Origin of the sequence: Mariniradius saccharolyticus AK6 (assembly GCF_000330725.2) — a bacterium.
Taxonomy (GTDB): Bacteria; Bacteroidota; Bacteroidia; order Cytophagales; family Cyclobacteriaceae; genus Mariniradius; species Mariniradius saccharolyticus.
Genome location: NZ_AMZY02000001.1, coordinates 144,417 through 165,643 on the forward strand (window position 1 = coordinate 144,417; position 21,227 = coordinate 165,643).

Annotated in this window: 21 protein-coding genes; 8 read left to right on the forward strand and 13 right to left on the reverse strand. The window is 47.4% G+C overall.

Translation table 11 applies throughout. The annotated features are described in order from the left end of the window. Positions 1-21: 21 nt before the first annotated feature. From C943_RS00635 to C943_RS00685, 11 genes are all read right to left on the reverse strand, one after another. On the reverse strand, positions 22-2,820 hold the full coding sequence (locus C943_RS00635; RefSeq protein WP_008623343.1) for a TonB-dependent receptor: 2,799 nt from the start codon (positions 2,818-2,820) through the stop codon (positions 22-24). Positions 2,821-2,846: 26 nt separating this feature from the next. Further along, positions 2,847-3,911, reverse strand: coding sequence for a phytase (locus tag C943_RS00640; protein WP_008623345.1), 1,065 nt, complete (start codon positions 3,909-3,911; stop codon positions 2,847-2,849). A gap of 361 nt (positions 3,912-4,272) precedes the next feature. Beyond that, positions 4,273-4,977: a tetratricopeptide repeat protein gene (locus tag C943_RS00645; protein ID WP_008623348.1), complete on the reverse strand. Its 705-nt coding sequence runs from the start codon at positions 4,975-4,977 to the stop codon at positions 4,273-4,275. 4 nt (positions 4,978-4,981) lie between these two features. Continuing rightward, a complete protein-coding gene (locus C943_RS00650; RefSeq protein WP_008623351.1) occupies positions 4,982-6,400 on the reverse strand; it encodes a CCA tRNA nucleotidyltransferase in 1,419 nt (472 codons plus the stop codon). Then, positions 6,397-6,870 (reverse strand): hypothetical protein, encoded by a 474-nt coding sequence (locus C943_RS00655; protein ID WP_008623352.1) that lies wholly within the window; start codon positions 6,868-6,870, stop codon positions 6,397-6,399. The genes C943_RS00650 and C943_RS00655 overlap by 4 nt, the downstream gene beginning before the upstream one ends. Positions 6,871-7,003: 133 nt before the next feature. Continuing rightward, positions 7,004-7,396 carry a hypothetical protein gene (locus tag C943_RS00660; protein ID WP_040478387.1) on the reverse strand — a complete coding sequence of 131 codons (393 nt, stop codon included), beginning with the start codon at positions 7,394-7,396 and terminating at the stop codon, positions 7,004-7,006. Between the two features lie 99 nt (positions 7,397-7,495). Then, positions 7,496-7,918 (reverse strand): type II toxin-antitoxin system VapC family toxin, encoded by a 423-nt coding sequence (locus tag C943_RS00665; RefSeq protein WP_008623355.1) that lies wholly within the window; start codon positions 7,916-7,918, stop codon positions 7,496-7,498. Next, complete coding sequence (locus tag C943_RS00670) at positions 7,915-8,166, reverse strand: DUF6364 family protein (protein ID WP_008623356.1); 252 nt, start codon at positions 8,164-8,166, stop codon at positions 7,915-7,917. The genes C943_RS00665 and C943_RS00670 overlap by 4 nt, the downstream gene beginning before the upstream one ends. 183 nt (positions 8,167-8,349) lie before the next feature. Beyond that, complete coding sequence (locus C943_RS00675; protein WP_008623357.1) at positions 8,350-8,886, reverse strand: NADPH-dependent FMN reductase; 537 nt, start codon at positions 8,884-8,886, stop codon at positions 8,350-8,352. A gap of 112 nt (positions 8,887-8,998) precedes the next feature. Next, complete coding sequence (locus tag C943_RS00680) at positions 8,999-9,406, reverse strand: DUF6855 family protein (protein ID WP_008623359.1); 408 nt, start codon at positions 9,404-9,406, stop codon at positions 8,999-9,001. Positions 9,407-9,451: 45 nt separating this feature from the next. Continuing rightward, entirely contained in the window at positions 9,452-10,456 is a 1,005-nt protein-coding gene (locus C943_RS00685; protein ID WP_040478389.1) for a DUF6242 domain-containing protein, read from the reverse strand. 443 nt (positions 10,457-10,899) lie between these two features. Between C943_RS00685 and C943_RS00690 the strand changes: the two genes are divergently transcribed. The 8 genes from C943_RS00690 to lepB all read left to right on the forward strand — a co-directional run bounded on the left by C943_RS00690 (position 10,900) and on the right by lepB (position 19,408). Next, positions 10,900-12,519, forward strand: a complete 1,620-nt coding sequence (locus tag C943_RS00690; RefSeq protein ID WP_008623362.1) for a CTP synthase — start codon at positions 10,900-10,902, stop codon at positions 12,517-12,519. 97 nt (positions 12,520-12,616) lie between these two features. Beyond that, positions 12,617-14,419 (forward strand): membrane protein insertase YidC, encoded by a 1,803-nt coding sequence (yidC, locus tag C943_RS00695; protein WP_008623363.1) that lies wholly within the window; start codon positions 12,617-12,619, stop codon positions 14,417-14,419. Between the two features lie 157 nt (positions 14,420-14,576). Continuing rightward, positions 14,577-15,260: a metal-dependent hydrolase gene (locus tag C943_RS00700; RefSeq protein WP_008623364.1), complete on the forward strand. Its 684-nt coding sequence runs from the start codon at positions 14,577-14,579 to the stop codon at positions 15,258-15,260. An 8-nt stretch (positions 15,261-15,268) separates the two neighbouring features. Next, complete coding sequence (locus tag C943_RS00705) at positions 15,269-16,048, forward strand: ParA family protein (RefSeq protein ID WP_008623365.1); 780 nt, start codon at positions 15,269-15,271, stop codon at positions 16,046-16,048. An 11-nt stretch (positions 16,049-16,059) separates the two neighbouring features. Then, positions 16,060-16,977 carry a ParB/RepB/Spo0J family partition protein gene (locus C943_RS00710; RefSeq protein ID WP_040478483.1) on the forward strand — a complete coding sequence of 306 codons (918 nt, stop codon included), beginning with the start codon at positions 16,060-16,062 and terminating at the stop codon, positions 16,975-16,977. Positions 16,978-16,980: 3 nt separating this feature from the next. After that, positions 16,981-17,592: a DUF5683 domain-containing protein gene (locus tag C943_RS00715; RefSeq protein WP_245545490.1), complete on the forward strand. Its 612-nt coding sequence runs from the start codon at positions 16,981-16,983 to the stop codon at positions 17,590-17,592. A gap of 3 nt (positions 17,593-17,595) precedes the next feature. Then, a complete protein-coding gene (gene dapB, locus C943_RS00720; RefSeq protein WP_008623369.1) occupies positions 17,596-18,318 on the forward strand; it encodes a 4-hydroxy-tetrahydrodipicolinate reductase in 723 nt (240 codons plus the stop codon). Positions 18,319-18,331: 13 nt separating this feature from the next. Further along, positions 18,332-19,408, forward strand: coding sequence for a signal peptidase I (gene lepB / locus C943_RS00725; protein WP_008623373.1), 1,077 nt, complete (start codon positions 18,332-18,334; stop codon positions 19,406-19,408). Between the two features lie 64 nt (positions 19,409-19,472). On the opposite strand, the gene C943_RS00730 is transcribed toward lepB, so the two are convergent. Together C943_RS00730 and C943_RS00735 are read right to left on the reverse strand one after the other, a co-directional pair. Further along, on the reverse strand, positions 19,473-19,712 hold the full coding sequence (locus tag C943_RS00730) for a (2Fe-2S) ferredoxin domain-containing protein (RefSeq protein WP_008623374.1): 240 nt from the start codon (positions 19,710-19,712) through the stop codon (positions 19,473-19,475). Positions 19,713-19,971: 259 nt separating this feature from the next. Further along, on the reverse strand, positions 19,972-21,225 hold the full coding sequence (locus tag C943_RS00735) for a DUF819 family protein (RefSeq protein ID WP_008623376.1): 1,254 nt from the start codon (positions 21,223-21,225) through the stop codon (positions 19,972-19,974). Positions 21,226-21,227: the final 2 nt, after the last annotated feature.

Below are 21,227 nucleotides of genomic sequence, written 5' to 3' on the forward strand. Positions count from 1 at the left end.
CGGCTGCTTTTTTTATTTGTATCAATCAAACAGGTCAAACTTCACACCGAAGTTCATCCGCACATTGTAGTATTCTTCCTGTGCGGTACGTGGCCTGATTCCTTGGTAGTAGCGCAAGGGCTGATTTGTCAAGTTGTTGGCTTCGGCAAAGAATCTCCAGTTTTTGGTGATCGCATAGGAGGCATTCACATCGAGGAAAGTCTGACGGTCATAGTAGAAGTCGTCGAAAGTTGAGCTTCCCACTTCATCCAAATAACCACTGGCATGGTTGACGGAAACTCTCAATACGATTTTTTCAGTCTCAAAAGAAAGGGAAGCATTGAACATGTTTCGAGCCGTTCCTGGGAGCTTCAGGTTGTCGTTTTCACGCTCTTGAATACCAGTTGTCCTTGAATCGGTAAAGGTGTAATTCGCGAAAATCCCCAATCCCTTCCATATGCCTGGCAAGAAGTCAAATTGCCTTTGGATCGACGTTTCAAATCCGTAAACATTGGCGGTACCACCGTTTTCCGGACGGGTTGACTCCAGCAATTGCCCGAAATCGGGATCGTTGATGTTCAATTGGGTTTTTTGGTAGATAAAGTTGTCGACATCCTTGTAAAAACCGCCTGCCGAAAACACACCCACCGACTTGTAGTAATGCTCGTACATCAGGTCAAAGTTCATGGATGTGGTTGGCACCAAGTTGGGATTACCGCGCTGCAAAGTCTGGTTGTCCGGGCTGAAAATCGCGTACGGCACCAAGTCGAAGTAATTTGGACGGGCGATGGTATTGGCCCAAGCCAAACGGACAATCTGATTTTCCTTCAAATCATATTTGAAATGCGCACCTGGCATGAAGTTGTTGTAGTTGTCGGAAACTGTGGCTGATTGTTGGAACGTACCGTTATCCTCATCAAATTCATAGCCTCTGTATTCCAGGTTGGTATTTTCCAGACGCAAACCGAATATGGCAGAAAGCTTGGGATTGAATTGGTAGTCCGTCATCACATACCCCGCCGTGATTCTTTCCGAAGCCTCATAGTTACCCGTGATGTATTCACCCACGGCATCCTCATAGTCAAAAAGGCTTTCATTGTAAAGGTCTAAGCCACCCAAAAACTCCTTGGTGACAAACCTTCCTGGTACGTACTGTGGGCCGTTGAGGAAAACCCGGTCGTTTTGCAAACTGGTTGGAAGTCCACCAAGTCTGTTGCCATCGGTTCCTAGATCGACAATCGGATCATACACATCATACGAGTCCGTGCGCTGCTTGTATTTCTCACGGAGCCTACCGCCAAATTTCAGCAATCCTTTGTTGCCAGCATATGGCAAGGCAAAATCCAATCGGGAATTGAAATCCTCTTCGTAGGTATTGTTGTTGGATTCATAGATTTCGTTCAATCCAAGTCCCAATCTACTGTCTTCATTGACCAGCGAGGTGAGGACTTTGAATGGGTCACGTATATCAAGAATTACATCGGCATTTCCCCTGTGGGTAATATAACGTTCGTTAGGTCTGTCTTCTGAAGCCTTGGCGTAGGTTGCATTCCAAGTCATTTTCAACCTATTGAAAAGGTGGCTACCGGACAGCGTCGCATTCACCACCCGTTGGTCCTCCAACCTTGTATTTCTCACGCGGTCATTGTCGATACCTCCTTTGGTTTGGATGGCGGTCCTGCCGCGCATCTGGAATAGGTTTGGCTCGATCTGGGTAAAATTCCCGGTTCCAAAAGGAAGGTCGGTCCGGTCCACACGGAAACGATACCTGCTTTCCCAGTCATCCCTCCAATTGTACATGGTATTGAGGATGATGCTGTGGTTGCGGTTGAACTCATAATCCAATGCCAAGGAAGCACTTCGACGGACCCGCTGCACATCATATTTTCTGATGTCAAAAGAGTTGACAACAACCGGGTTGTTGGGATCATCTGTTTCTGCCCATTGCGCCTCATAATTGTCCGAACCGAAGTTATGGTTGTTGTAGGAGCCCGAGAAAATGACGCCAAGCTTGTCATTGAATACCCGGTCTCCAATGATCAATCCACCGGTCCAGATAGGTTTGGTGGATAGGAAATTGTAACCGGATGCCGCAGTACCTGAAACCCGCAGTCGGTTGGGCGCCTTTCTCGTCACCAAGTTCACCGCACCGCCAATCGCGTCGGCATCCATATCAGGAAGTACACTCTTGTTGACCTCGATGGTCTGGATCATATCGGACGGAATCAGGTCCATTTGGATTCGCCTATTGTCACCTTCTGCAGAAGGAACCCTTTCCCCATTGATCATGACAGAATTCAATTCTGGCGCCATCCCGCGGATGATGATGTTCCGGGCTTCCCCTTGGTCATTTTGCATGGTGATTCCAGGGATCCTTTTGATCGCATCGCCGATATTGGCGTCTGGGAATCGTCCGATTTGATCGGCAGCCACGATGTTGGTGATGTTGGAATTGGTTTTTTGTTGGTTGAGCGCGCGTGCTTGGCCCTTCAGTCTATCGCCAAAAACGATTACCTCGACGCCGTCCAGTGTACCCGGATCAAGTTGGAACCTAAGGTCCAAGGTTTGTCCATCCGTCAATGCTACCTCGCGGCTGGATGAATTGTAACCCAAATAGGTGACAATCACCTTGTAATTGCCAGCGGGAACATCCAGGATCACAAAGTCCCCCAACTGGTTGGTGACGGAGCCTTTGACCGTACCTTCCAGAATCACGTTAGCGCCGGGAAGGGATAGGTTTTGGTCGTCGATGACCTTGCCACGGATGACACCTTGGGCCATCACAGATGCCATGCTCATCCAACCGACCAGGATTGTGAGAAAGAGTACTTGTTTTTTCATATAGGTTAAGTTAAGTTTAGTCTGTTCTATTCTTTTGATTTCAATTTGTTACCGGCAAGGTCCTCCCAGCGGTAGAATTGGAAGGTTTTATCATCTGACATGGCGACAAAAAGCCCTTTTGGGTAGTGAGGAGGCAATGCCGTGCTCGTCACCTCCGAGCCGTCACTGGAAATCGTGCTCGTGGCTATCGTGGTGATGAGTTTGTGGCTGTGGGGATCGCCAGATTCGCCTTCCCTTGGAAAGACATGAAAAAGATTGGCTTCCTGATCGGAGACAAGGATATAGCCTTCCTTGTCGTTGAGTTTGTAGATCGAAATGCCCTCGTGGTCCAACGTGAATCCTTCGGTCGCAAATAGTGCCAACTCATCGTTGCCTTTGGATGGGTCGGCATGGTATTTTCGTACTCCTACTCCTTCGTCACTGTAGTAGACATAGCCAAGTTCGTTATCCACAGCGATGGCCTCGATTTCCTTTTGTCCACTGTATTTGCCAAACTTCCGCACCAAGGCCAAGTCCAAGGTACTGTCACTCGTGATGATCTCATACTGCCACAGGTAGGTTCCATCGGTTGGGCCATTCTTTCTCCCCGCATATACATAATGTTTGTCATTTGTCTGATCGTGGTAAACCGCCACACCCATCAGATCGCGGTACATATCGCCGGTCTCCCCGACGTAGACCTCAACGCCTCCGGGGTGGATTTCCTTCATGTCAGGCAATGAGTAAAAGCGCAGTTTCGAAGTAAACCGCTCTCCTGTGACCGCAAAATCAAGTCTTCTGTCACCCATTTTGAGACCGTAAGCCACATCTACGTTGTTGGGACGCTGGAGATTGCGCACGACAAGGGAATCGATTGTTTTCCCCTCCAAATCAAAGACATATAGTGCTCCGTCTTGGTCCTTGTCGGTGCCTATCACCAAACTTTGGGAAGGATTGTCTGAGTTGATCCAAATTGCCGGATCATCGGTATCATGGATGACTTGACCGGAAACAAAGAGTGGTTTGATGGGAGCGGATTGTTCCTTTGCTCCCGGGCTACAGCCAAGGCTTAACAAGGCCAAGGCGCCAAATCCAAGTAAATGAAGCTTCATAGGTGGTTTTCAATTCGCCAAAAGTAGAGGCCGAAAAACCGATCACCTAAAAACGACTGTTATCAAAAAATGAATTGTAACACCTCGCGTTTACAAAAAATTAACCAAAGGCCTGCTTCCAAATTAATCGCCCGATCACAGAGTTAACAATTGATAATCAATACTATAAAACAAAAAATAGCTAAATCATTCTGTCGTTATTGAAGAAACAAATCCGATTCGTTCATGTAGGATTAATAAGCAATGACATTCCTTTAAGTCAATATTTCGGATTTCCACCGATGGGAAACCTTTTCTTCATCAACAAAAAAACCATCCGTTTTGGGGATGGTTTCTTGAAGGGTAACAAGTTCATGATGGTTTAGAGCTTTTGGGCCTCCTTCACATTTTCCTTGGCAAGTTCAAAATCCGGAACCAATTCCAAAGCCTGGTTGAATGCCTGCAGCGCCTCAGTTTTGTTCTTTTGGTACATGAAAACCATTCCCTTTAGATTGAGCGCCGCGGCCTTGATACTGACTTCTTGGTTGGTATTGTCAGCCTTTGGGAAGCCTACCTTTTCGTCGGAAGATTTTGGATTTTTCACGATCATGGTGATGGAATTGAGCGCTTCCTCCTGCCTGTTGAGCGAATACTGCATATAGGCAGTCTTATAAAGGCTGAACAAATTACCCGTCAAGAGGTAATGTCTCTCAAACTGTGGCAACGCACGGTCAAAGGCGCCCAACTGCTCCAATGAATACGCCGCCACTTCGATACCAACGAGGCTTTGGTCATTCCTCTCCAATAGATCCAAGGCGGAAACGGCAGCGGAAGTGTACTGCCCAGCCTCAAAATACAGGGAAACCAAAGTCTCCAAATAGCTAAGGTTAGTAGGATTGCGCTCCATCAGTTCATGCAGCTTCATCCTTGCCACAGCAAGGTCGTTGTACCGCATGGCCATTTGGTACACTTTTCGGTCGGCATCGTTTGCTTTTTTGTTGGCTTCTGTATCTACATTTTGGTCTTGTGCGATCAGGGTCGTCGCGGATAGGCCGAAGAAAGCCAGGATAAGTATGATTCTTTGCATAGGGTTAATTTTTCGCTTGAATGCCTTTGTGGGCGGCTAATTTATATAATAAGTCCAAAGCTTCCCCCTTGTTGTTCTGAATTTGTCCGTCAAGGATCGCTTCTTTGATCTGTTCTTTGAGGTCTCCTACGGCTTTGGACGGGGGAAGGCCGAAAATCTCCATGATTTCTTCACCAGATACCGGAGGTTGAAAATTGCGGACATGGTCTTTCTCCTCCACCTCCAGCATCTTGGCTTCCACCTTGTCAAAATTGGCCAAAAACTTCTGCACCTTGTTGTTGTTTTTGGAGGTAATATCCGCCCGGCAAAGTTTCATCAGGTCCTCCACTTCATCTCCGGCATCGAAAAGCAATCTCCGAACAGCCGAATCCGTGACCTTGTCCGACACGAGCGCAATAGGCCGCAAATGCAGGCGAACGAGGTTTTGGACATATTTCATCCGCTCGTCCATCGGCAACTTGAGCCTGCGGAAAATCCCCGGAACCATCCGCGCCCCGCGGTCTTCATGCCCGTGGAAAGTCCATCCGACTTTCGGATTAAAGCGCTTGGTGGCGGGCTTCGCAATATCATGCAGTATCGCTGCCCAACGCAGCCAAAGGTTGTCAGACATCTGCGAAACATTGTCCAACACCTGCAGCGTATGGTAGAAATTGTCCTTGTGGGACTTATCGCCAACAGAATCCACACCTTGGAGCTCAACCATTTCAGGAAAAATCTCCTGCAACAATTTACTTACAAATAGCAGCTTGAAGCCATACGAAGGCTTCGGTGTCATGATGATCTTGTTCAATTCGTCGATCACCCGCTCGGCGGACACGATCTGAATCCGGTGTGCATCATGCACAATGGCCATGAAGGTCTCCGGCTCAATGTCGAAATGAAGCTGCGCCGCAAAGCGGATCGCCCGCATCATCCGCAGAGGATCGTCGGAAAAGGTGATAATGGGATCCGTGGGCGTGCGGATGATTTTTCGCTTCATATCACCCAAACCATCGAAGGGATCAATCAATTCTCCATAGCGTGCCGCATTCACACAAATAGCGAGTGCGTTGATCGTGAAATCACGGCGCTCTTGGTCTTCCTGCAGCGTGCCGTCTTCCACAATCGGCTTGCGCGAGTCATGCCGGTAGGATTCCCTCCTTGCACCCACAAACTCCACGTCCCAATCATCCAATCGGATATTGGCCGTACCGAAGTTCTTGAAAACATTCAGGGGAACATGCTTGTCAAAACTCGCTGCTACCGCATGGGCCAACTGTATGCCCGAACCTACACAGACGAAGTCGATGTCCTTGCTGGGACGGTTCAGGATAAGATCACGGACATAGCCGCCCACGACATAGGTTTCCATGCCCAATTGGTCGGCGATTCTACCGACGCGTGCGAATATTTCCTGTTGATCGAGTTGCTCCTTGAAATTCATGCCTTGAGAATTTTTACCAAGCCCTCTCCATCAAGAAACATCTCCTTTGTGCCTGCACTCAGCAGGGGGAAGTATTCCTTGGTCTCAAACATGGCCTTTTTTCCCTTGGGAAACTGAAGGATAAGGGCTTGGGAATAGGCAAACAACAGTTTGTTCCAAAAGTCCTTTTTGATCAGGGCAAAGCGTACCAATCCATCCTGGACGGGACCTGCGGGTAGCATTTTGCTGGCCGGAGAATGGTAAATCGTTGGCTTCGTGGCAAACTCCACGATGTCGAGGGAAATCTCTGAAAACGGCTCGGCGATCGTCCTTATTTGGAAAATCTCAAACAAGAGAAAAACCCCATCCTTGGCGTCTTGCTCCATGTTCCAGGCATTGGGCGCGATAAGTTCCAATATTTGCCCGCTACCCTCCAAAATACAAACCCGTCCGCTTTTCTTGATTTCGGCTACGATTTCCTTGATTTCCATTCCATGCGAATTTGTCCCAAAAATAAGTCGGATTATTGGAAGCAGCCTACTAAAAATGTGTTTTGGGGAAAAATGGGGAAAAAACACGCATCGTCATCCCGCATTTTTCACAATTCCCGATTGAAACAGCCGGTTATTCCCGAGCTCGGTTGATTATCCACAAAAGCACCGCATTCACCAAGGTAAGGACTGCAAAGCCCTTCTCGAAATTCGTTGCGGCTACCAAATTGCCCAGTGTATTGAGGACAAAAAGCGCGAAGAAAATCCATAGGATGGTGCTGATGGCCTTTTTGCTAAATGTCCGCCGGATGAAATCTCCTTTTTGCAGCAGGACATAAATATAGAACCCATTGATCAAGATGGAGACCGATTCGAAGACGTACATCTCCGCATCGGATTTCAGTCTACCGCCCCAGGTAATGTCGTATGGGATGATCTGAACCAGGATCAGAAGATGGAAAAAAATAGCAGCCGCGGTAATACCAACGAGTATTTTGATGGCGGTGGATGGTGAAAGTCTCGTCATTTTAATGCTATATGAGTGCCAATACGTTGTTTTGGGCCTTCAACGGCCGTGGTACCAGAAAACATTCGATCGGAAAGCGACAAAGTGAAGTTAAGGCTCTTACTTTGCCAGCAGACTTTTAAGGTATTCATCGGGTCCCAAAACCGGAATTTCCGAATTTTTGAAATCCCCTCCGTTTCTTGTAATGATAAGGTTGCATTGCTGGCCAAGGGCACAATAGTATTGCAGTGCATCCTCAAAATCCTTGAACTTTGACAAAAACGCTTTGTCGATAATTTGATCTGTCAGGTCAGCCGTTTGTGCCAAAACCTTGAACTTCCGAACTTTTTCCCTTGCAACTTCTTTGCCCTCAAACTTTGAAAGAACATAGTATACCGTGGAATATGTCAACGCGGAAACTACGATGTCTATTTCCCCTTGATCAGACAGGGTGGCAATTTTTGCGGCCGGTAGATAAAAAGGCTCCCGTTCGCCAAGCAGGTCCAGCACAATGTTTGTATCAAGGAATAACCTGTCTTTCATTTATACTTTTCAGCCAAAAAATCACTGTAAACCTCCTTCGGATCCAAATTCGCGGGCACCTTGACTCCTGTTTTCAAACTTTTCACATAAGGAGAAATCTCTGGATCAGATTCAGGGTTTTCTTTTGTGACAAGGGACTTGAGATACGATTCGACCAAGCTCGACAAACTTCTCCTCTGGGCCGAGGCATATTCCTTCGCCTTTTCGATAACCTCCTTTTCGAGTTTTAAAGTGAGTTTGGTATCCATCCTGTAGTTGTATATACGTACAAATATAAAATTTTTATCCGTACAATTTTCCTTCTTTTTTGGAAAACGGCTCATCAAAAGAGCGAGACACGACGGGATTTTTCGACTATCTTTTTAAGAAACCTAAAGGGCAATTCGCTTAAATGTCACTCATGAAGGACCACAGTCCAAGAATCGACAACTTTAGGCATTCCCCAACCCAGCTTTGAACGCAGCCACTTTTGCTTGATGCTCCTTTTTCAGTTCCTCATTCACGATGTCGGCCTCCGGGAAGTTTTGATGGAAGGAGGGCAAAGAAAACGTCTCAATGATATTTGCTCCACATTTTGGAAAGAAGGCCTTGGCAAGGTTCATGACATTTCCCCCTCCAAATCCGCCCGGCGAGGTACTCATCAACAGCATGGGTTTGTTGGCGAAAATGTTCATATCAATCCGGCTGCACCAGTCAAAGATATTTTTGAAAGCAACGGTATACGCCCGATTGTGCTCGGCGAGGGAGCAGATTATGGCATCGGATTGGGCCAAATGCGTGCGAAATTCATAGGCCTTTTCTGGAATTCCGCCATTTTTTTCACGATCCATTGAATAGATCGTCATTTCGAAATCGTTGAGATCCAAAAGCTTAATTTCAAATTCCGGAAAGGCCTTCAAGGTGTATTCAACCAATTTTTTGTTGATGGACCTGCTACTGTTGCTACCTGCAAAGGCGGTGATTTTCATCTTGATTTATTTAAAAATGGAAAAATTGATCTTCTCTGGCTGGACCGAAATTTATCCAGAGTAAGCCGGTCTACAATATGTATCGATTGAAAAAACCTAGCAAAAGGGCCAATCACCTCGCCCTCATCCTGTTTCCTTTGGCTTCATGGGTGACTTCAGCCAATCCGAGGGCTTCCATCAGTGGCGGAATGTACATGCCGAATCTCCCCCTCAGGCCTTTTTTGAGTCCGTACCAGCCGCCCACAGGATTGGATGCGGCGCGACCCCAAGCCTCGACAGTGCCTTCCTTGGCTGGCTTTTGCTCGTCCGCACTACCCAACTCCATCCAATCCCCGTGCTGTTTGAGCATGGCGTGCAGGTCGTCGATGCAGGCGATATTGTAATGGAGGACAGTTTTTCCTACCGTGCAGACCAACACCGGCTTGCCATCCTTTTCCTCCACATGCATGGTGTACTCACTGGTCAGCGGTGGCGTCTTGAGTACCATGGGGTTTTGTTTTGTACCGATTGAATAGGGCATCGTGATATATTTAGAGTGTACAAATTGCTGAAAATCGGTTTGGGTTTACTGGGATTCTCTTTTTTCAAGTACCCATACATCATTGTCGTACCTGAAGTCAGGGTGATTGGGTGTGCCCCCATATTTCCCGCCGGTCATGTAGATTTTACCATTGTGCACCGTCGCAGCTACTCCCCCACGTGGTGCCCATGGTGCCTGCTGTGTTTGCCAGTGCTTTCCATCCGCACTGATTAATACCTGACTCGAAAACTGCCCGTTCCTGTTGCAGCCCAAAAGCCAAATTTTTCCATCCAGGACCATCGCCGCATACCCGAAAATTTCCTCTCCCGGGACGATTTCCTCAGTCACCAGTTCCCAATTCAGACCATCATGGGATATCCAGACGTCGTTATCCAACAGGTATAGCTTGCCATCCAACTGAACCACCTGGCTGCCGCTGCGCTCACCAAAAGGAAGATTGTCTTTTTGTTTCACCCAATGGATACCATCCTCAGAGTTCCTTATATCTGCGTATTTACGCCGGGAATCCTCCCCGCCGATGATCCAGATTTTGTTTTGAAATACAAAGGGATGGTAAAAAAACCGCTGCGGCAGGTTGCTATCGCTTGCCAAAGTTGACCAAGTTTTGAAATCTGTGGTTTTGTAAATCTCAGGCCTAAATTGGAACCGCTCCACGTTTCCCTCAAAATACCCCAATCCGTACATCGAGCCCTTGAATTGGACATAATCCAAAAAGGCCAAGTTCTTGATCGCGTTGGTCAACGGGGCTTTTTCCCATAAAGTCCCATCTTTGGAGCGCCAAGTTCCATCAGGGTGAAACACCCACAATTCGTCCCCGATACTGAACATCTGAAAATTATAGTTCTTTCTCCAGGCAGCGCTATCCAGCAATTTACTCCAGACGTACAGTGAGGCGCTATCTACGTCGGTCCCATGCCGTAACGGTTCCGCAATGGTGGATTGCTTCGTACAGCTGGAAAAAGCCTGAACTGACAAAATCAGCACCGCGAGCAAAGCGAATTGTAGTACCGTACCCTGATTCCGTGCCATAAATTGGGTTGTTGGATTACAAAGTCAGACGAGGATTAAAATTGGAAGCCAAAATCCGATCGGATCTAAGCCCCAAGAAACTAGAAAAGCATGATTCCGAACCAAATATCCAATGATCCTCGATCAGGTGAAATGTTGGCCTTGTAACAAATATAGGCCTACCCATATCAAACTCAATTTTTTCCCAGCCAAAAATAATCAGCTTAAAATCAGGTTTTTATACAATTGGGAAAGCTCAGGGATTGAGGCAGCGTTTAAGCGTATTGTCAGCCAGCAGATTTTTCGACTTTATGCCTTATAGACCTTATCTGGAGCTTTATCACCAAACATCTCCCAATTTTCTAATTTTTCAATCTTCCAATCCCTCATCTCAATCCTTTCGAAAATTTCCCCTACCTTTGAATCCCATAAGAAACCAAACGCAACAACATCCCACCCTTCTTATGGGCCAATCCACCAAATATATCTTTATCACCGGAGGCGTGACTTCCTCCTTGGGAAAAGGCATCATCGCCGCCTCCTTGGCCAAACTGCTCCAAGCCAGAGGTTTTAGCGTCACCATCCAGAAATTTGACCCGTACCTCAACATCGACCCGGGGACGCTCAACCCTTACGAACACGGGGAATGCTATGTCACCGAGGACGGCGCCGAGACGGATTTGGACCTCGGTCACTACGAGCGCTTCCTCAATACTCCGACTTCCCAGGCCAATAACGTCACCACGGGCAGGATCTATTTCAACGTCATTACCAAGGAGCGCAAGGGCGAATTCCTTGGCAAAACCGTCCAAGTCATCCCGCACATCACGGATGAGATCAAGCGGAACTTTTTCAAGTTGGGCGAGGATGGCAAATACGATGTCATCATCACTGAAATCGGTGGCTGCGTGGGGGATATCGAATCGCTTCCCTTCATCGAAGCGGTGCGCCAAGCCAAATGGGAAATCGGCGCCAGCAATTTCCTCGTAATCCACCTGACCCTGATTCCTTATCTCGCGGCGGCCAAGGAACTCAAAACCAAGCCGACCCAGCACTCTGTCAAGCAACTCCTCGAAGCGGGTATCCAGCCGGACATTCTTGTTTGCCGGACCGAACATCCGCTTCCGATCGAGGTCAAAAAGAAACTTTCCCTCTTCTGCAACGTCGAGCTCAACAGCGTCATCGAGGCTATGGACGCGGAGACCATCTACGACGTCCCACTCCTGATGAAAAAGGAAAAACTCGACGAGCGAGTCATGAGCAAGCTCAAAATGGGTACCCGCAACAACGCCGATCTCGAGCAATGGAAAGATTTCCTTGGCAAACTCAAAAATCCGACCCAAGAAGTGACGATCGGCCTCGTCGGCAAATACGTCTCCCTTCCCGACGCCTACAAGTCAATTATCGAGGCGTTTACCCATGCGGCGGCGGCTTGCGAAAGCAAGGTCAACCTCAAGCTGATCTCTTCCGAAGACCTCCAGCCGGAGACCGTCACCCGCAGACTAGAAGGCCTCGACGGAATCGTGGTGGCGCCGGGATTCGGGGAAAGAGGACTTGAAGGAAAGATAGAAACCGTTAAATTTGCGCGCGAAAATGGGGTGCCGTTCTTTGGGATTTGCCTCGGAATGCAGGTTGCCGTAATCGAATTTGCGCGCAATGTATTGGGTCTGAAAAATGCCAGCAGCACCGAAATGGCTCCAAATACGCCCCATCCCGTGATTGCCTTAATGGAAGAACAAAAAAATGTCCAACTCATGGGCGGAACGATGCGTTTGGGTTCGTATCCTTGCGAACTCAAAAAAGGCAGCAAGGCGGCGCAGGCCTATGGGAAAAACAAAATCCACGAACGGCACCGCCACAGGTACGAGTTCAACAACGAATACCTGGAGCAAATCGAATCGCATGGCCTGATTCCTTCCGGCATCAACCCAGATTCAAAATTGGTGGAAATCGTGGAGCTCAAAAACCATCCTTGGTTTTTGGGTACACAGTTCCACCCAGAATACAAGAGTACCGTGCTGAATCCGCATCCATTGTTTGTGAAGTTTATCAGCGCAACCATTGCCAACAAGAAAATCAAATAATTGCATCACATTTGTCCAAACACATCGGCAATCCAAGGTTCCAAGATGGATTTCTTTTGTCTGCCACTTGTAAATGGATAAGTACTAATTTTAAAATATGGACAGAAACCAAGCGATCGGCTTGATCCTTTTCGCAGCAGTATTGCTGGTGTATTCGATCTTTTTCGCAAAGCCACCAGAATCACCAACCGAAGAAAACACCACAACGACTGAGGTGGCGAGCCCCTCAAACCCCACCGAAACGACCCCAGAAGCTTCCCAAGTCGAACTGAATGACAGCATTCAGGACTTGGTAGCAGTCAGACAATTTGGTGCATTTGCGCCGATGACCAAAGGTGCAGCCGAGGAAGTGGTGTTGGAAAATGACAACATCATCGTCACCTTCAATACCAAAGGCGCCGAAATCACGAAAGTCGAACTGAAGGAATACAAGACTTGGGACCAGCGTCCCGTTTTCCTTTTGGACCAAAACAGTTCAGACCTTTCCTACAGCATCCAGACAGATAAAGGAACGCTGAGCCTGAATCAGTTTTATTTCAATCCCACCGTTTCAAAAACCGTGGTGGATGAAGTCGAGGCTTCGGTTTTGACGTTCATTGCAAAAGGTGAAAATGGTTCAATCGTCCGCACCTACACCCTCCGCAATGGCAGCTATGTGGTGGACAAAAACTTGGAGATCAACGGCTTCGCAGCCAATCTGAAAGACAAGCAAGTCCAGATCCAATGGAATGACAGGCTTACCCGCCAGGAAGCTGATATCGAGGAATCGAGGAGAAAGACCAACATCAATTTCTTCTCCGCGGCAGGCAGCTACGATTACTTGAGCACCACTGCGGAGACCGATCAAGGTGAGCTCACCGAAGCCACCAAATGGGTAAGCTTCAGCCAAAGATTCTTCACTACGGGTATCATTGCGGGCAATGCGTTTTCAGGCGGGAAACTTCTCCAGGAGACTCCCAAAGACACCTTATCGATCAAGAATGTGTCGGTTTCACTCGTGCTACCACTTGAAAACAACCAAGCGGCGGTGCAATATTACTTTGGACCCAACCGCTACAACGTCCTCAAAAAAGTCACCGATGGCTTTGAAAAGAACGTGGACATGGGCTACTTCTTTGTCAGTTGGGTCAACAAATACATCATTGTCAACCTGTTCCAGTTTTTGGAGAAATACTTCACCAACTATGGGGTTATCATCATCCTGATCGTATTGATCATCAAGTTGGCGCTGTTTCCACTGACCTACAAGTCCTACATCGGGATGGCTAAGATGCGGGTCATCAAGCCGGAAATCGACGAGCTGAAAGAAAAATACGGCGACGATCCCACCAAAATGCAGCAGGAGCAGATGAAACTCTTCGGGCAGTTGGGCGTGAGTCCGATTTCGGGCTGCTTGCCGCTGTTGCTGCAGATGCCTTTCCTGTTTGCGATGTTCTTTTTCTTCCCCAATGCGATTGAGCTTCGCCAACAGTCGTTCCTTTGGGCGCATGATTTGTCTACCTATGACTCGATCCTGAGGCTACCATTTGCGATTCCTTTCTATGGTTCGCACGTCAGCTTGTTTACGATATTGATGACGGTGTCGCAGATTGCCTATACCCATTTCAACAACCAGCTGACTGCACAGGCCGGGCCAATGAAAAACCTTGGCTACATCATGCCGGTGGTGTTTATGTTTGTGTTAAACTCCTTCCCGGCTGCGTTAAGTTTCTATTATTTCGTCTCCAACATGGTCACATTCGGGCAACAAGCTTTGATCAAGCTCTTTGTCGATGATGCCAAAATCCGCGAAAAAATCGAAGCCAACAAGGTCAAGAATGTCAACAAAAAGAAGTCAAAATTCCAGCAAAGACTGGAAGATGCCATGAAGGCCGCCGAGGCCAACAAAAAGAAACAATAAAAAGGAGGCTCCTGAGAGCCTCCTTTTTTTGTCGCTCCTTGCAGGCTCATAGCCAGCGAATTAACATTTCGGAAACCGACATGTGGATAACAATTCGTTTCGTGGAAAAATATAAATGATATATTTGTAAGCTAAGGTAATCCAATCATCCTCCTTCATGATCGAACTCACCTACCTCGGACATTCTTCCTTTCTCGCAAGAATCCAAAACAAAAACGTACTCTTCGACCCATTTATCAGCCCCAATCCAAAAGCGTCCAAAATCGACCCGATATCGATAGGTGCGGATTACATTCTGCTAAGTCATGGACACGAAGACCATGTGGCAGATGCCGAAAGCATTGCCAAAAGGAACAACGCCATGATCGTTTCCAATTATGAAATCGCAGTATGGTTTGCCCAAAAGGGTGTGGAAAAATACCACCCAATGAATATCGGAGGCAGCAAACAGTTTGATTTTGGTAGAGTAAAATCCGTGGCTGCCGTCCACAGCAGTACGCTTCCCGACGGCGCTTCCGGTGGGAATCCAGGAGGATTTGTGATCGAGCATGCCGAAGGTTGCTTCTACTACGCGGGCGACACGGCCCTTACATACGACATGAAGCTGATTGGCGAGGAATTCAAGGTTGATTTCGCGATCATGCCGATCGGTGATAACTTCACAATGGGTATCATGGACGCAATCAAAGCTGCGGATTGGGTGGGAACAAAGCGGATCATCGGAATGCATTACGACACATTTCCGTACATCGCCATCGACCAAGAGGCGGCAAAAAAAGCCGCAGCCGAGGCAGGAAAAGAATTGATTTTGCTTAATATTGGAGACTCTATTACCCTCTAAGGTATTTTATGGGAAAAGTAATCGCAATCGCCAACCAGAAAGGAGGCGTAGGAAAAACGACCACTGCCATGAATCTCGCGGCAAGTTTGGCGGTATTGGAATACAAAACCCTGGTGATAGACGCTGACCCACAGGCAAACACTACCTCAGGTTTGGGACATGATCCCAAAGAAATCGACAAAAGCATCTACGAATGCATGGTTGACGGAGTGGATATCCATACCATCATCCACAAGACAGAAATAGAAAATCTTGACCTTGTCCCCTCTCACATAGACCTGGTCGGTGCCGAGGTGGAAATGATCAACCTCGAAAACCGGGAGGAAAAGATGAAGTCCGTGATCCAGCATGTCAAGGACAAATACGATTTTGTAATCATTGACTGCTCTCCATCCCTCGGGCTCATTACGATCAATGCCCTTACGGCTGCCAATTCTGTGATCATTCCGGTTCAGTGCGAATATTTCGCGCTCGAGGGTTTGGGCAAGTTGCTCAATACGATTAAAATTATCCAAACCCGTCTCAACCCGGATTTGGAAATCGAGGGAATTCTCCTGACGATGTACGATGTACGCTTGAGGCTTTCCAACCAAGTCGTGGACGAAGTGCGGTTGCATTTCAAAAACCTTGTGTTCGAAACGATCATCCCTCGAAATGTCCGCCTGAGCGAGTCGCCAAGCTTTGGCCTTCCGGTGATTGCTTTTGATGCGGAGGGTAAAGGCGCTGTGGCCTACCTGAATTTGGCACAGGAAATTGCCGTCAAAAACGGCATGGAAAAAGTAAACTGATGAATGAAGCTATGGACGACAAAAAACCAACCCCAAAGAAAAGTGCGCTGGGTAGAGGATTGGGGGCCTTGCTGCAGGATTCTCCACAAAAAACAAAAAACGAAACCCTGATACCATCACATCCGGTGGCAGGGATCTATGATATCAGCCTTTCGGACATCCAAGTCAATCCTTTTCAACCAAGGACGCATTTTGACAAAACCGCCTTGGAAGAGCTCGCCGAATCCATCAAGGTACAAGGTATCATCCAACCGATTACGGTACGTAAGCTTGCCGAGGGAGAATACCAATTGATCTCGGGAGAAAGAAGGTTCCAAGCTTCCAAAATGGCGGGGCTGGAAAAAATTCCCGCATATGTGCGCACTGCCAATGACCAACAGATGTTGGAAATGGCTCTGATCGAAAACATTCAAAGGGAAAACCTCAACGCCTTGGAAATCGCCCATTCCTACCAAAGGCTACTCGCAGAGTGCAACCTCAAGCAGGAAGAACTGGGCGACCGCGTAGGCAAAAACAGAACTACAGTCAACAATTACCTCCGTCTCCTTAAACTACCGCCCGATATCCAAGCAGGTCTTCGGGACAATAGGATCAGCATGGGCCACGCCCGGGCGCTAATTAACGTAGACAGTATCGACAAGCAATTGGCGATCTTCAAAAAGGTACTCGCCGAAGACCTCAGCGTAAGAAAAGTGGAGGAACTTGTAAAATCCCTCAACCAAGAGAATGAGGAAAAAACAGAGAGACAGGAACCCGCTTTGGATCCTTTGAAAAAATATGAATTGGGAAAAATCCAGCAAAGGCTTGCCAACCATTTTGGGACAAAGGTACATCTGAAGTCTGACGCTAAAAGTAAAGGCGAGATCAAAATCCCGTTCCATTCCTCGGAAGACCTGAACAGAATTTTGGAAATATTGGAGATCATCTAAGCCTTGGAAAAGGAAAGATTGCATACAAGGGTGATATCCCCCACACAAGCAATGAAGGTACTTACGCTCATTGCTCTTTTTGTTTTTTGCACTTTCGTCAATTGCAAGGCCCAAAGGCTTATTTCGGACACACAGGATACGATCAAGTTGGAGCTTACGCAGAAAGAAATCAAAAATCCGAGTAAAGCGATGATCCTCTCCGCAATCCTTCCTGGTGCCGGACAAATCTACAACGGCAAGCCTTGGAAGGTACCGATCATCTATACGGGCTTTGCCGCCAACATCTATTTTATCGAGTACAACAACAGGCGCTACGAGCTGTTTTTGGACGCCTTGGCGATTTACGACCAAAATCCAACGAGTACAGACAGGCCTTTTCCGGGCCTCAACAGGGAAGGCTTGGTGCGTAACATCGACTATTGGCGCCGTAATAGGGATTTGAATTATTTCCTGTTTGTTGGTATTTATGCACTCAATATAGTAGATGCCTTTGTGGACGCGCACTTGTCGGCCTTTGATGTGACTGATGACCTGAGTTTCAAGTTCGAACCCAACTTTGAGATGCTCGCTGCAGGCGGTACCGTCACGGGCCTTTCCCTTAAGATCAAATTTTAAAAGATGAACATTCTATTATTGGGCTATGGAAAAATGGGAAAAATCATCGGTGAAATCGCCGAATCCCGAGGGCATTCCATAGTCGGAAAAATTAATATCGAAAACCGCGCTGATTTGGAAAAACTCGATCCAGCTTCAATTGACCTGGCAATCGAGTTCAGCCAACCAGATGCCGCAGTTGAAAATATTTCCTGGGCCATCAGCAGGGGTATACCTGTCGTCTCCGGGACCACAGGCTGGTTGGAGAGAAAACCTGAAGTAGAGGCGATGACCTTGGCAAAAAATACAGCATTCTTCTACGCTTCCAACTACAGCATTGGCGTCAATATCTTCTTCAAAGTGAATCAGTTTTTGGCGTCGCTGATGAAGGGCCAACACGAATACAAGGCCAGCATCGAAGAAATCCACCATACCGAGAAAAAAGATGCGCCGAGCGGCACGGCAATTACCTTGGCCGAAGGCATCCTCGCAGAGTTAAAAGAGGTTAAATCTTGGGAGCTCAACCAAGGCCAAACCACAGGCGCTGACGTTTTACCCATCACCTCCAAACGAATAGATCCCGCGCCTGGCACCCATATTATACGCTACCAATCCGAAATCGACGACATCGAGATCATACATACAGCCCATAGCCGCAAGGGCTTCGCCTTGGGTGCGGTGCTTGTGGCCGAATGGATAATCGGTAGAAAAGGCATATTTTCGATGAACGAATTCCTATCTTTCTGAAATTTAAATTCCGATGACTGAACCAAAAAAGAAAAAATCAGCTGCCCGTGAGTGGGTAGACGCTTTGGTGTTTGCGGTGATTGCCGCAAGCTTAATCAGGTGGTTGTTGTTAGAACCATTTACAATCCCAACTGCTTCCATGGAAAAATCGCTCCTTGTAGGCGATTTCCTGTTTGTGAGCAAAATGCATTACGGAACACGCGTTCCCCGAACACCGCTTCAGGTTCCGCTCACCCACCAAAAAATCTGGGGGACCGACATGAACTCTTATGTGGATTGGATCCAATTGCCCTACTATAGGCTTCCCGGTTTTTCGGATGTAGAGAGGAATGACGTGGTGGTTTTCAACTATCCCGCAGAATTGGAATATCCTGTAGATCTCAAGACTAATTATATCAAACGGGCAGTGGCGATTCCCGGCGACGTCCTTGAAATCAGGGAAACGCAGATTTTTGTCAACGGCGAGGCGCAGCAGAATCCCGCAGAGATGCAGTTTTCCTACGACGTGATGAGCAGCAGAAACCTCACCTCTGATTTCTTTGACGAATACGGCATCAACCAGGACAGTTATCGTCCCTTTTCCGATGCCTCAGGCTATATGGTCATGGCGACCGAAGAAATCATTGCGGAATTGAAAAAATCCCCCGCGGTCGGAAATATCACCAAACGTATGGATCGCGTTGGTCTTGGTGACCCAAGGGTATTCCCTGATGGTTCCTATTTTGGCTGGAACAAGGATAACTACGGTCCTTTGGAAATCCCCGGCAAAGGCTGGACAATCGAGATAAACAAAGACAATATCGCAAAGTACGCCTACACTATACAGAAGTTCGAAGGACATAAGGATGTGAAAGTTGAAAACAACGAGCTATTTATCGACGGTCAAAAAGTCGAGAATTACACCTTCAAGCAGGACTATTATTTCATGATGGGAGACAACAGGCACGATTCATTGGATTCAAGGTATTGGGGTTTTGTGCCCGAAGACCATATCGTGGGCAAAGCTTGGTTCCTGTGGCTCTCTTTGGACAAGCACAAATCCATGTTCAACAAGATCCGTTGGAGCAGGTTTTTCAATGGAATTGACTGATCGAACTGATTTTCAACAACAGAAAAGGCCGAAGATGATTCGGCCTTTTTTTTTTTGGTGTCAATCAATGTTCGATTTTTTTCTTTACATGGGCGATGTCTGCCTTTTTGATCACCTCATTGTGATAAATGACGACTGGGGCAGATTTACAAAAATCCATACACTTGGTCTTGATAATCTTGAATTTACCCTTGTTATGCCCAGACTGGGTCAATTCTTTGATTTCTTTGCCCAATTCCTTGCAGCCTTCCCCCTTGCAGTCGGAGCCATTGCAGATGAAAATGAATTTCCGGTGGTTACCCATATAAGGTTAGAAGTACGAAGTTAGAGGTACGAGGTTGGAAGTACGAGGTTCAGCACCAAGAACCAAGTGTAGCGTAACTCCTGAAACTCTCCGGCGTTAGCTAGGGTTTTCAAAATTCGACATTGGATATTCGTTGTTCATTATTCGTCATTTTATTAAGAAAGTGACCACGACCACCAATAGAATTGGCTGGTTGAATAGTCATTCTTGTTTTCGCCAAATCCAAACTGCCTTTCCCTTCTTACATTCTGCTTGATGATTACATCCCATATACCCACTGCATGACCAAGCCACTAAGATAGGCGCCATAAGTACCCGCGGCATATCCCAATACGGCCATCAGCACACCCACGGGCGCCAGGGATGGATTGAAGGCGGAAGCTACGATGGGTGCTGAAGCCGCGCCGCCGATATTGGCCTGCGAACCAACAGCCACATAAAAGAACGGTGCCTTGATCAGGTAAGCCACAATCAGCATCGTCAGCATATGGATGATGATCCAAATAATTCCAATCAGGAAGAAAACGGGATTATCCAAGACCGCGCCCAAGTCCATCTGCATCCCGATCGTAGCGACAAGGATATACAGCAGCACCGAACCCAATCGGGACGCGCCGACACCTTCTAACTCCCTGGCTTTGGTAAAGGACAACAGCAATCCGCCCGTCGTCGCGATCACCACGATCCAGAAAAAGGTCGAATCAAGCGAATATTGCTTCAAGTTTGGATAATTGGTACCAATAAAAGGCGCTACAATGTCCGCAATCCAGTGCGACAGACCAGTAATCGCAAACCCTACGCCCAGGATCACCATCGTATCACTCAGGTTTGGCATTCTCATAATTCCGGCGCGGTATTTTTCGACCTTTTCCTGAAGCTCCATGATGGCGCTGCTGTCTGCCTTGAACAAACGGTCGATTTTCTCGGGCTTTGCCGCCCAATACAGCAATACCGCCATCCAAAGATTGGCTACCAGTACATCCACTGCGATCATCTGACTGAACAATGCCGGGCTCGCTCCAAAAACCTCCAACATGGCCGTTTGGTTGGCACCTCCTCCTATCCAGCTTCCCGCAATCGTGGAAAGCCCCCTCCAAAGTTCGTCAGGTCCTGTCCCTGAAAGAATATCCGGGAAGAATCGGGATACAGTAAAAAGTGCAATCGGTCCACCGATCATCACACCCACTGTCCCCGCCAAAAAAATAATTAAGGCTTTTGGCCCCAATTTCAAAATCCCTTTCAGATCGATACTTACCGTCAAAAGCACCAGCGAGGCTGGCAACATATAGCGGGAGGCAATTTTGTAAAGACCAGAAGATTCTCCTGAAATAATGCCAAGCGAGTTGAAAACAGCCGGAATAAAATAACACAGGAGCACCGAGGGTACGATCCTGTAAAACTTGGTCCAAAATGGCTTCTTACTCGCCGAAGTGGCAAAAACAAAAGCCAAAATGGTCATCAACAAACCAAATACAACGGCATCGTTGGCAATCAGGGGAACATTCTCTTGCATAG